Genomic DNA, 12,813 nt, shown 5'->3' with positions numbered 1-12,813 from the left:
CCTATTGATAGTATAAATAATTTATATCATGTTGAATAATACTTAAAAATGATATAATTATCATAAAAAGTGATAGGGTGTTTTAAATGAATTTTAATGATATGAGCATTTTTGTGACGATCTATGAGACAAGATCAATAAACAAAAGTTCAAAGATCTTACAATATGCGCAATCTAATCTCAGCGCTAGATTGAAAGTGCTTGAAACTGAATTAGATACGAAATTATTTTACAGAAAATATAATGGTTTAGTTCCGACAAAAAGTGGAGACTTATTTTATCAATTTTGTAAGGAAACTTCTAACAATTTAGAGAAATTAAAAAAGAATGTGAAACCTCGAAAATATCCATCTTAATTTCAGAATTATTATTCAATCACGATATTAATAATTCGCAAACAATTGATTTGGATAAAAGCGAAATTAATATCCAAAAAACTTCGGATATACCCACCATTGCTCATCAGGAAGACTTTGATAAAATTTTTTGCTTTCAAAAAATTGAAAATTTAAAGCATTATGATGAGACTATCGGGCATATCGAGTCAGTTTATGCTTGTTCGAGCAATATAAAGGCTACTGAGGAAATGCCTATATTCGTTAATAAAGATAAAAATTGCCCTTTTAGAAAACAAAGCTTAATGAAGTTTGCTCATTTAAAATCAGTTGTAGAAATTGATTCTTTTGAGAACATTATCAGCTTAGTTGAAAACGGGAAAGGAATTGCACTATTGCCTAAATGGCTAAATAAGAGAGCGAATATCAAGCCATACGACCAAGACATCGTTCTTATCCCATTTTATCAGTATGAAAATCAGAACCAAAGCAGGTAGCTCATTTAGAAGAAATGCTAATGCTAGAGTGGAAAACCATTTGACAAAATTCATAAATATACTTATAATAAGTATACATATCATAAAGGAGATTTTATAATGGAATTTAGTTTTAGTTTAACCATAAAAGCATCAAAAGAAGATGTATGGGCCTACTATGAAAATATTGAAAAGTGGTATGACTGGGAAGAAGATTTAAAAAATATTACATTAAATGGTGGATTTAAGACAGGTTCTTGTGGGATGATGGAACTCGAAGGAATGCCCCCAATGGAATATCAACTGACACTTGTCAAACCCTTTGAAGAATTTTGGGATAAAACAGCGACCCCGTTTGGAGATATCCTTTTTGGTCATCAGATCATTGAGAATAATGATGGCACTGTAAATGTCAAGCACACCGTAGCTTTAGATAGCATAGATCAGCAACATTTGGAATTTTTAATCCAAGTTTTCTCAGATGTCCCTCAATCTATTTTTATTTTAAAAAATTGTTTGGAAAAATAAGAATTCTCTACTTTGCTAGAGAATTTTTTTATTTTTCTAAATTTAGTGTACAATAATATCAAAAGTAAGCTATTCAAAGGAGAAAATTTATGGTAGCAGCAGTTACAGACGCAACATTCGCTGAAGAGACAAAAGACGGACTGGTTCTGATTGATTTTTGGGCAACTTGGTGCGGTCCGTGCCGCATGCAGGCTCCTATCTTGGAGCAGTTAGCAGGGGAAGTTCATGAAGACGAATTGAAAATCCTTAAAATGGATGTGGATGAAAATCCAAATACTGCCCGTGAATTTGGCATTATGTCCATTCCGACTCTTCTGTTCAAGAAAGACGGTCAAGTCGTGAAGCAAGTAGCCGGTGTTCATACGAAGGAGCAACTGAAGGCTATTTTGGCAGAGTTAAGCTAAGAAAGAAGCTTTAGGCTTCGATTTAGATTGAAGACAAAGCTCTTAGAACACCAGTTTCTAAGAGCTTTTCTTTGTGTAAAGTTACATAAAAAATATAAGAAGAGTTGCGAGGTGTTTTCCATGTTTCACAAAGAAAAACCAGATTATAATCGTCTCTAATTATAGTTTCTATACGATAGACGAATTGCCCCAAAAGATTACTTCCTTTGACAAGTAGAATCAAGGATTGATTTGGCTATATATGACTTGGTTGAAGATACCTGTGGCCCAGTTATAATGGGTCGTAAGCCAAAGAAAATCTGAGAGGAGATGAGACATAACTAAAAGCTCTTCAAGCAGAAAATGAATGCCTAAGAGCGAAGGATGCTGTTCTAAAAAGTTTATAAAATTTCAATTGAAGGAGGAAAAGAGAGAAGAAAAACGGAAATTATCCAAGAATTGCTAATTGAGTTTTCTTTTGATATTCTTCTAAAGATTGTCGAAATTACTCGCTCACCGAACTTGGAACAAGTAAAAACTATGTTGGAGGAAGCATTTACAGAGACCAAGTCTGATAATATCAACACGTCTCTTATCATCAATTTTTGGAGAAGAAGGGAATTCAGCCCTCTATATCACATAAGGGGAATAGTCTAGATAATGGCATGATGGAGTCTTTTTTGGCATTTTGAAGTCGGAAATGTTTTATGGTTATGAGAAGATGTTTCAGTCACTTAATCAATTGGAACAAGCTATTGTGAACTACATTGATTACCACAACAACAAACGAGTTGAAGTCAAATTGAAAGGACTCAGCCCTGTGCGATGCAGAACTAAGTCCTTTATTAAATTATTGTCTAACCTTTTGAGATTGGTACAATTTTCTTGTTATGAGAAAATTTTCTATTGCCAGATATCCTGTATTTGCGAGATTTGAGCTTGGGCTTGTTTCTCAAAAACCTTGTATTTATAAGTCAAGTCCTGAGCCATTTCCTTGATATTGTCTCGCTGTTCTTGGATAATGGCAAGATTGTGCTGGATGTTAGCTAAATTATCTTGAATTTTATCCAAGATATCGGATGTTTCGACGACTTCTTGGCTAATTGCCTTCCGGTTTTTGACCAATCGGTAGCTGGTCCAGGCAGCACCTGTGAACAGCATAAGATTTGAAAATTTCATAGTTCCTCCTTAAGCTTGCGCAATCTTTTCAGCCAATTGAGCTAAGGCTGGGAAATCTGGTTCGTGGGTTTCAAAGCTGATTTGTAAACCGTCTGTCTCTTCATAGCGAGGAGCTAGGTGGACATGGGTATGAAAGACAGTCTGGCCGGCGATTTCCTCGTTGTTGTTAAGAATGTTCATGCCTTTGGCGCCTGTCGCTTTCATGACCTTGCGGGCGATGTCTGGGACACGAGCGAAGAGCTGACTAGCACTGTCTGCATCCATTTCCAAAAGATTTCTGAAATGCTGCTTGGGAACGACCAAAGTATGGCCTGGAGTGACCTGAGAAATGTCTAGAAAGGCTACTATCCGGTCATCTTCATAAACTTTAGAAGATGGAATTTCCCCTGCGATAATCTTACAAAAAATACAATCAGCCATAAATGATACCTCTATTTGCTAGATTTTTGTTATAATTTAAAATATAAGAACATTATACCAGAATTTGGAGAAAATATGTTAGAAATCAAAGGCCTTACAGGAGGCTATATTAATATTCCTGTTTTGAAAGATATTAACTTTGAAGTGGGCGATGGTCAGCTGGTTGGGCTGATTGGTCTCAATGGTGCTGGTAAATCCACCACCATCAATGAAATTATCGGTTTATTGACGCCTTACAAGGGAGAAATTCGGATTGATGGTTTGCAGCTGCGAGAAAATCCTAGTGCCTACCGTAAGAAGATTGGTTTTATCCCAGAGACACCGAGTCTCTACGAAGAGCTGACCCTGCGTGAGCATATTGAAACGGTGGCCATGGCTTACGATATCGAGCAGGATGTCGCTTTTGAGCGCGTGGAGCGCCTCTTAACTATCTTCCGACTCAAGGATAAGTTGGACTGGTTTCCAGTGCATTTTTCTAAGGGGATGAAGCAGAAAGTCATGATTATCTGTGCTTTCGTGGTGGATCCTAGTCTTTTTATCGTGGATGAGCCCTTTTTGGGGCTGGATCCTGTAGCTATTGCAGATCTTATCCAGCTCTTGGATGAGGAAAAGAAAAAAGGCAAGTCCATTCTCATGAGTACCCACGTTCTGGATTCGGCTGAGAAGATGTGCGATAGCTTTGTGATTTTGCATAAAGGGCAGGTGCGCGCTAAGGGCAATCTGGCTGAGTTGCGGCAGCAATTTCAGATGTCGGAAGCTAGTCTCAATGACATCTATCTGGCCTTGACGGAAGAGGCTGCGCTATGAAAGAAGTATTTGCTAAACGCAAACAGGATTTCCGTCAGCGCTGTCTGAAGTATCTGCGCTATGTTCTCAATGATCACTTTGTCTTGTTTTTATTGATTTTTCTCGGATTTCTGGCGGTTCAGTACAATCAATTGCTGCGGAATTTCCCTAGTCAGTCTTGGCCGATAATAGTAGGATTAGTCTTGTTTTCTATACTCATTCTTCCTTTTGGACATATCGCAACCTATCTGGAGAAGCCAGATATGCTCTTTTTGCTGGCGCAGGAGCAGGCGATCATTGAGTTTGTCAAGGGACAAATCCAGCGTTCGTATATTCTCTTTGGCCTGCTTCAAACCTTGTTGCTGCTCTTATTAGCACCGCTGTTTTTGGCTCTAGGTTTGCCAATCTGGGGCTTTGGACTGTACTGTCTCCTTATGTTATTGCTAAAATGGCTTGTCTTCCAGTTCAAGGGACGTCGCTTTTTCTTGTCTGACCGTCTCGATTGGCAGTTTGCAATTGCAGCTGAGGAAGGGCGCAAGCAGAAAGTTCTGCGTTTCTTCGCCCTCTTTACAAATGTAAAGGGCATTTCCAATAGTGTCAAAAGAAGAGCTTACTTGGACGGGCTGACGAGACTTTTGCCTAAGATCCATGCCAAGGCTTGGCAAAATATGTTTTTACGCTCCTATCTGCGCAATGGCGATTTATTCCCTCTGACCTTGCGTCTCCTACTTTTAGCCCTTTTGACGATTGTCTTCGTCAGTCAGCCTTGGATTGCTGCAGGTTTTGTTGTTCTCTTCAACTATCTTTTGCTTTTTCAGTTATTGGCTTTGTATGAAGCTCTTGATTATCAGTATTTAACTAAGCTTTTCCCGCTGGATAGCAAGTCTAAAATCAAGGGTGCAAGACAGGTTATTACAGGGATTGGACATAGTGTTTTGCTGTTTGAAACGCTAGTGGCAGTGCTCTTTTTCCAAGATAAGATAGCAGTGTTAGCAATGCTTGGAGCGGCAATCTTTTTGTATCTAGTCTATTTGCCATATAAACTAAAAAGATTGGTTGACTAAAAGAATGAAAATTAGTAAAATAGTGAGGAAACTTTTTAAGGAGGGGAATCATGGTCTTGGTTGATAACGAGCTAGCCCTGACACCAATAGCTGGTAAGAGCGGAAAGGCCTATATGGGAACTTATCCAGACGGGGGGCGAGTTTTCGTCAAGATGAATACGACCCCGATTCTGGCAGGCTTAGCCAGAGAACAAATTGCTCCGCAACTTCTGTGGAGTCGACGCTTGCCAGATGGCAATGTCATGAGCGGGCAAGAATGGCTTTCAGGTGCCATTTTAACACCTAATGATATGTCTAAAAAGCAAGTGATCAATATTTTAACGCGTTTGCATCGGTCGCGGCCTCTGATGACTCAGTTGGCTAAATTGGGTTATATTTTGGAAACGCCGATCGATCTAATCAATAGCTGGCTCAATCAAGCGCCGGTCGTTTTGAGGAACAATCAGTACCTGCAATCTATTATTCGGGATTTGCGGCAAACGGTACCTGTTTTTCGTGAGGACTATGCGACGATTGTCCACGGTGATGTGCGCCATAGCAACTGGTTTCAGACGGACAGTGGCTTGATTTATTTGGTGGATTGGGATTCGGTTCGCTTGACGGACAGGATGTTGGATGTTGCTCATATATTGAGCCACTATATCCCAGATACCAATTGGCAGGAGTGGTTGACCTACTACGGTTATAAGTACAATGACAAGGTTATCAAAAAACTGTATTGGTTTGGTCAATACTCTTATCTGATGCAGATTGCTAAATATTACGAAAATAATGATTTAGAAAATGTGAACCGGGAGATTTACGCCTTACGCAACTTCCGTTCTAAGTATGGAAAGGTAAGATGAGAGTAAGAAATCGTAAGGGAGCGACAGAGTTATTAGAGGCTAATCCCCACTATATGGTTCTAAATCCAGTTGATGCCAAGGGAAAGTGGCGAGAAATTTTTGGAAACGACCATCCGATTCATGTTGAAGTTGGGAGTGGTAAAGGAGCTTTCATCACGGGGATGGCTAAGGCTAATCCAAACATCAATTACATCGGGATTGACATTCAGAAGTCTGTCCTTAGTTACGCCTTGGATAAGGTTTTAGAAGCTGATGTACCCAATATTAAGCTGCTTTGGGTGGATGGTTCGGAATTGACCAACTATTTTGAGGACGGAGAAATTGACCGACTTTACTTGAATTTCTCTGATCCATGGCCTAAGAAACGGCATGAAAAACGTCGCTTGACCTATAAGTCTTTTTTGGATACCTTCAAGCAAATTTTGCCAGAAAAAGGTGAAATCCACTTCAAGACGGATAACCGAGGCTTGTTTGAGTACAGCCTGGTCAGCTTTTCGCAGTATGGCATGGTTCTCAAAGGTGTTTGGCTGGATCTTCATGCCAGTGACTTTGAAGGCAATGTCCTAACTGAATATGAACAAAAATTCTCTAGCAAGGGTCAGGTTATTTACCGAGTCGAAGCAGAGTTTCAATAAAAAATAAAGAGAGTCCTAAACAGGTTTTCTATCTTAAGTGTCGGATTTTATGACTGACTTTTGTTGGATAGAGCCCTGCAGGGGCTCTTTTATTTTGTTTTGATCATCAAATTATCAAGATCATTTTTTGTTATTTTCATTCTCTTGAAACGGCGTCGCTAAAGCTTTTGGCTATCCCTATAATATGATATTACACTTTTGTTACAGAAAAAAATTAGACAGCGAAATCCTTGATATAATAGGAAAAAAGCGGTATAATTATTAGTATGGTTTAATGTCTAAACTTTGACATTAAAACCACCAATCATATGTTATAAAATACTTTGCTGCTCAGGCGTTAAGGTGTTGAGTAATAGGTGGTTGAACTATATTTTAAAAAGGAGAGATGTTCATGGATAAAAATGCGAGACGCAGATTAAACCGTGCGAGCGCTGAGAAACGACTTCGATACTCAGTCCGTAAGTTTAATGTGGGCGTAGCTTCTGTAGCAGTCGCAGCTTTCATGTTCTTTGGGGGGAATGTCGTTTCAGCCGATACGTTAGCTAAGACGGATTCTTCAAGCACCTCTACGGAGAAAACGACCTCTGTGCCAGATTCAGGAGAAGATTCGGGAGCGAATGATTCTGACTCCGAGTCGGCCATAGAAAAGAATTCTACCGTAGCAACTGTCGCTGAAAGCAACGCAGTTTCAAGTGCAGCATCTACAGCATCTTCTACCTCTGCTGAAGACCTATCAAGCAAAGTAGAAGAAAAAACTGTTAAATCAGAAGTTACTTCAAAAAGTGAAGCGGCTTTGAAGGAAGCTACTTCACAAGTGTCTAAAGCTTCAGTAGCGACTAGCCAATCAACCGCTGCAACTCAGTCTGATGCTCGAGTGAGCCCAGCTACTTCAGCTACTGCAGAGTCAACTGCGGTTTCATCTGAAGCAGCTACAGAATCAACTGCTGCTGTAGAACCTGCTAAGGTATCAGTTGAAAAGGCAGCTAGCCAAGCAGCTAGTTTGGCAACAGCTAGCCAAGCAGCAAATGCAGTAGCCAAAAGCGAAGCTAATTCAACATTAGCAGCTGCTCAAAGCGAAGTAAATAAAGGTTACGCTGATTTCCGTAAATCAGGAGAAAGTGGCTTCCGTTCGTTTGACCCACAAACAGGGAAGACAACTGTAACAAAAGAAAACTTCCTTGACTACTTCAGATTGAATGGTTCAGCTACCTATAATTCATACGATGGTATCGTGACCCTTACTCCAGATGAAACCTCTAAGACAGGTAACTTCAGTCTGAAGAGTAAGATCAATATGAACCAAAGCTTCAAGCTGACTGGTGGAGTTAACCTTGGTGATAAGACTCAGGAACGCTATGGTGCCGATGGTATTGGTTTTGCCTTCCATACAGGGAATACAACAGACCTAGGTGCCGATGGTGGTAACCTTGGTATTGGTGGTTTGCGTAACGCGAATGGTTTCAAGCTGGATACTTTCTGGAACGTCCACACACCACCGAAAGGGAACCGTTTTGATACTAGCAATACGGACTCATTCCAATATGGTTGGGCGGAAGACCCTCGTCTGGGACAATTCGGTGCCTGGGTAAATACTACTCATAAAAAAGTTCGTGGTGGAGGTATCTTCACTGGTGGTGAGTATGACCGCTGGTGGGCTGAGACAGATGCTGGTAGTGCTCAACGTCTAGACTCAAGTGACTTGGATGGTCGTTTCCACAGATTTGCTATCCAGTATGACGGTGTAACCAAGGAATTAACTGTCTCTTACGAAAGTAATCTTGGGATTAAGCAATGGAAGAAGAAAGTTTCTACTCCAGAACAACTGATGTCCATGGTGGTTACGGCGACGACTGGTAACTACAAGAACTTGCAACAGTTCCAAATCAAACGCTTCGACTTCTATCAAAGTGCCTCTGTTGACGTACGTTATGAAGATGAGCAAGGTCGAGAAATCGCTGAAGGCTCAGTAACTTATCCACAAGGTGCCTTCAAGGCTAAGCCTTATACCACTGAACAGAAGACGATTCCTGGCTATGGTTTCATTGGAATGAAGAGAGGTAGCTTGCCACCTTCAGGAACTCTGGCTGACTGGGGTACCAACGGTACAGTAACCTACGTTTACCGTAGAGGTGCAACTGATACGAAGACAGAAAAGAAGACAGTCTCTCGTACTATTTATTATAAATATAGACCAGGTGTGACAGGACCGACACTTCCGCCAGCTTATACTCAAACAGCTGAGTTCACTCGGACTGTGACAGGTGGTAGACCAGGTCCATGGAGTCCTGCATCTAAGAATTTTGCACCTGTAGATTCTCTAGATGTCCCAGGATATACTCCAGATACAGCGACTGTTCCAGGAGTTACAGTAAATCCAAATTCTACTCCAAGTGATGTAACGGTTTACTACGACAAGAATGCTCCAAAAGTAACAACTGAAACCAAAGATGTTACTCGTACAATTGTTTACGAATATGAAGATGGTGTGACTTCAGGTCGTCCAGCCCTTCCACGTGAAGTACAACAAAATGTACGATTCACACGACAAGTGTCAGAAGATGCAAGAACTGGTAAGAAGACATACGGCAACTGGACTCCGAGCACTCGAACTGTAGATGCGGTTGATACACCAGCGATTCAAGGCTTTACACCAAATAAAACTCGTGTAAATTCAGCTACTGTTTCACCAACAGATCCAAGCTGGCGTGAAATTGTTTCATACCGTAAGAATAATCCAAAAGTAACAACAGAAACAAAAGACGTTACTCGTACAATCGCTTACGAATATGAAGATGGTGTGACTAGAAATCGTCCAGCACTTCCGCAACCGGTTGAACAAACAGTTCAATTTACTCGTCAAGTATCAGAAGATCCAGTAACTGGTCAGAAAACATACGGTAATTGGACACCTAGCCGTCAAAATGTTGCTGCGGTTGATAGCCCAGAAGTAGCAGGCTTTACACCAAACAAACCACGTGTAAATTCAGCCTCTGTTGCTCCAACAGATCCAAGTTGGCGTGAAATTGTAAGCTATTCAGCTGCAACTCAAAAGGGGAATATCGTTTACCGTACAGATGGTAAAAATGGTGTTCCAGCTAAGACCCTTCACACAGATAACGTAACTGGTAACTCAAATACACCTGTCAACTACACAACAACTGCGAAAATTAACGAATTTAAACAGTTGGGTTATGATCTTGTTAGCGACGGCTTTACTAAAGCTGGCGGTCAAAGATTTGACAGTGATAACAATGTAGATCAGAAGTGGGAAGTTGTCCTTACTCCACGTATTGAGACAAAACAAGAAACGAAAGATGTTACTCGTAACGTTCGTTACCAATACAAGGATGGAGTGACAGCAGGTCGTCCAGCACTTCCTCGTCCAGTTACTCAAACAACAACATTTACTCGCCCAGTTTCTGTAAACAAGGTGACAGGTGTTGAAACTCCTGGACAATGGAACAAGCCAAGTGAAGAACTTCCAAAAGTTGATTCTCCAGCAGTTACTGGCTTCACTCCAGACAAACCAAGTGTTCCAGCTGCAACTGTTACTCCTACATCTCCTAACGAAGATGAAGTAGTAAGCTACAGCCAAGATGATCAACGTGGTATCATTGAGTATGTAACAGATGGACAAAACGGTGTTCCAGCTAAGACTCTTTATACAGACGGTGTTACAGGTAAATCAGGGGAAGATGTTGTTTATTCAACTGCTAACCGTATCACTCAACTTCAACAAGCAGGTTACAAACTTGTAAGTGATGGCTTCACTCAACCAAATGGTCAGAAGTTTGATAACGATAAGACAAAAGACCAAGTTTGGAAAGTTGTCGTTACTCCAGTTATTGAAACAACACAAGAAACGAAAAATGTTACTCGGACTATTCAATATCAATATGGTGATGGTGTAACAGAAGGTCGCCCTACGCTTCCTCCAACAGTTACTCAACCAGTAACGTTTACTCGTCCAGTTTCTGTTAACAAGGTGACAGGTGAGAAAACTCCTGGTGCTTGGGATAAACCAAATGCTAACCTTCCAGAAGTGACATCTCCAGCGATCACAGGCTACAGTCCAGACAAACCAAAAGTTCCAGGTGTGACTGTTGACCCTACTTCTGAAAATCCAGTAGAAGTTGTCAAGTATAACTTGGATGAGCAACGTGGTTCTATCAAGTACGTAACAGATGGTAAGAATGGTGTTGAAGCTAAGACTCTTTACACAGATTCTGTGGCTGGTAAGTCAGGTGAGACAGTAGCTTACTCAACAGCATCTCGTATCGAACAATTGAAACAAGCTGGTTACACTCTTGTAAGTGATGGTTTCACTCAACCAAATGGTCAGAAGTTTGATAACGATAAGACAAAAGACCAAACTTGGACAGTTGTTGTAACCCCACGCTTGGATGACAATACGAATCCAGCTGATTTGAACAGCAAGGTTACACGTACCATCAAGTATCAATACGCAGATGGTCAAACAGCGGGTCGTCCAGCTCTGAAAGCTCCTGTTACTCAAGAAGCAACCTTCACACGTACTGGTAAAATAAATGCTGTAACTGGTGAAAAAACCTTCACTGCATGGACACCAGCTACGAAAGAATTGGCACAAGAAGCTACGCCAGTAGTAACTGGATTCGTGGCAGATAAGGCTAATGTAGCAGCGAAGACAGTGAAAGCTGGCGATGCTAACAGCGAAGAAGTTGTACAATACAAGAAGCTCGGTTCATACGTACCAAATGTACCAGACGGACTTCCAAAAGTACCAAACCTTCCATATCCAAATGATCCAACAGATCCAACGAAACCAGGCACTGACCTTCCAGTGATTCCAAGTGTACCAGGTACTACACCAGTAGGCCCAGATGGTACAACACCATTGACACCGAAAGATCCGAGCGATCCAAGCAAGGGTTACAACCCACCACCAATTCCAAGTGATCCAACTCAGGATACACCAATCAATTATGTTAAAGATGGTCAAAAAGCGATTATCACATTCGTAGACCAAGATGATAACAACAAGGAAGTTGGTAAGGTAGTTGAAAGCGGTAAGTCAGGTGAGCCAATCGGAACAACTAACTACGCAACACGTCTGAAAGAATTGACAGACAAGGGCTATGAAGTTGTGAACGATGAGTTTGCAGGACCTAAGACCTTCGATAACGATGATAAGAAGGACCAACAATTTGTGGTTACTCTTCGTCATGGTAAAGAAGCAATCAAGGATCCAGCAGAACTCAACAAGAAGGTTACACGTACCATCAAGTATCAATACGCAGATGGTCAAACAGCAGGNCGTCCAGCTCTGAAAGCTCCNGTAACACAAGAAGCAGCCTTCACACGTACAGGTGAGCGCGANCGTGTAACTGACAAGAAGACTTNCNNTNCATGGACACCAGCTACGAAAGAATTGGCNCAAGAAGCTACACCAGTNGTNACTGGATTTGTGGCAGANAAGGCTAATGTAGCAGCGAAGACAGTGACTCCTGATGATAAGGATAGTGAAGAAGTTGTACAATACAAGAAACTTGGTTCATACGTACCAAATGTACCAGACGGACTTCCAAAAGTACCAAATCTTCCATATCCAAACGATCCAAATAACCCAACTAAGCCGGGAACAGATCTTCCAGTGGTACCACATGTACCAGGCACTACACCAGTAGGTCCAGATGGTACAACACCATTGACACCGAAAGATCCGAGCGATCCAAGCAAGGGTTACAACCCACCACCAATTCCAAACGATCCAACTCAGGATACACCAATCAATTACGTTAAAGATGGTCAAAAAGCGATTATCACATTCGTAGACCAAGATGATAACAACAAGGAAGTTGGTAAGGTAGTTGAAAGCGGTAAGTCAGGTGAGCCAATCGGTACAACTAACTACGCAGCTCGTCTGAAAGAATTGACAGACAAGGGTTACGAAGTGGTGAACGATGAGTTCAAGGGACCTAAGACCTTCGATAACGATGATAAGAAGGACCAACAATTTGTGGTTACTCTTCGTCATGGTAAAGAAGCAATCAAGGATCCAGCAGAACTCAACAAGAAGGTTACACGTACCATCAAGTATCAATACGCAGATGGTCAAACAGCAGGTCGTCCAGCTCTGAAAGCTCCAGTAACACAAGAAGCAGCNTTCACACGTACAGGTGA

Annotated in this window: 9 protein-coding genes and 2 pseudogenes; 9 read left to right on the top strand and 2 right to left on the bottom strand. The window is 41.2% G+C overall.

Annotation, left to right across the window (positions count from 1 at the left end):
- The first annotated feature begins 86 nt into the window (after positions 1-86).
- From D8790_RS09950 to D8790_RS09935, 4 genes and pseudogenes are all read left to right on the top strand, one after another.
- A pseudogene (locus tag D8790_RS09950) lies at positions 87-832 on the top strand (LysR family transcriptional regulator).
- Between the two features lie 99 nt (positions 833-931).
- Positions 932-1,339, top strand: coding sequence for an SRPBCC family protein (locus tag D8790_RS09945; protein ID WP_125388471.1), 408 nt, complete (start codon positions 932-934; stop codon positions 1,337-1,339).
- An 89-nt stretch (positions 1,340-1,428) separates the two neighbouring features.
- Positions 1,429-1,743 carry a thioredoxin gene (gene trxA / locus D8790_RS09940; protein WP_045498501.1) on the top strand — a complete coding sequence of 105 codons (315 nt, stop codon included), beginning with the start codon at positions 1,429-1,431 and terminating at the stop codon, positions 1,741-1,743.
- Between the two features lie 483 nt (positions 1,744-2,226).
- Positions 2,227-2,566, top strand: a pseudogene (locus D8790_RS09935) (transposase); the annotation flags it as partial.
- Between the two features lie 59 nt (positions 2,567-2,625).
- Here D8790_RS09935 and D8790_RS09930 read toward each other — a convergent pair.
- Together D8790_RS09930 and D8790_RS09925 are read right to left on the bottom strand one after the other, a co-directional pair.
- Complete coding sequence (locus tag D8790_RS09930) at positions 2,626-2,901, bottom strand: hypothetical protein (RefSeq protein WP_125388470.1); 276 nt, start codon at positions 2,899-2,901, stop codon at positions 2,626-2,628.
- A 9-nt stretch (positions 2,902-2,910) separates the two neighbouring features.
- On the bottom strand, positions 2,911-3,321 hold the full coding sequence (locus D8790_RS09925; RefSeq protein ID WP_061909968.1) for an HIT family protein: 411 nt from the start codon (positions 3,319-3,321) through the stop codon (positions 2,911-2,913).
- Between the two features lie 75 nt (positions 3,322-3,396).
- Between D8790_RS09925 and D8790_RS09920 the strand changes: the two genes are divergently transcribed.
- From D8790_RS09920 to D8790_RS09900, 5 genes are all read left to right on the top strand, one after another.
- Positions 3,397-4,128 (top strand): ABC transporter ATP-binding protein, encoded by a 732-nt coding sequence (locus D8790_RS09920; RefSeq protein ID WP_125373823.1) that lies wholly within the window; start codon positions 3,397-3,399, stop codon positions 4,126-4,128.
- The gene (locus D8790_RS09915) at positions 4,125-5,171 is read left to right on the top strand and encodes an ABC transporter permease (protein ID WP_125388469.1); all 1,047 of its coding nucleotides are present in this window, start codon (positions 4,125-4,127) and stop codon (positions 5,169-5,171) included. The genes D8790_RS09920 and D8790_RS09915 overlap by 4 nt, the downstream gene beginning before the upstream one ends.
- 50 nt (positions 5,172-5,221) lie before the next feature.
- Entirely contained in the window at positions 5,222-6,016 is a 795-nt protein-coding gene (ccrZ, locus tag D8790_RS09910; RefSeq protein ID WP_125388468.1) for a cell cycle regulator CcrZ, read from the top strand.
- The gene (gene trmB, locus D8790_RS09905) at positions 6,013-6,651 is read left to right on the top strand and encodes a tRNA (guanosine(46)-N7)-methyltransferase TrmB (RefSeq protein WP_125388467.1); all 639 of its coding nucleotides are present in this window, start codon (positions 6,013-6,015) and stop codon (positions 6,649-6,651) included. Before ccrZ ends, trmB begins: the two co-directional genes overlap by 4 nt.
- A gap of 385 nt (positions 6,652-7,036) precedes the next feature.
- A partial coding sequence (locus D8790_RS09900; RefSeq protein ID WP_125388466.1) for a mucin-binding protein occupies positions 7,037-12,813 on the top strand: 5,777 nt, incomplete at its 3' end.

The sequence above is a fragment of the Streptococcus cristatus genome (genome assembly GCF_003943535.1).
GTDB lineage: Bacteria > Bacillota > Bacilli > Lactobacillales > Streptococcaceae > Streptococcus > Streptococcus cristatus_L.
The sequence above is the reverse complement of the archived record's forward strand: the minus strand, read 5'-3'. Positions and strand labels throughout refer to the sequence as shown.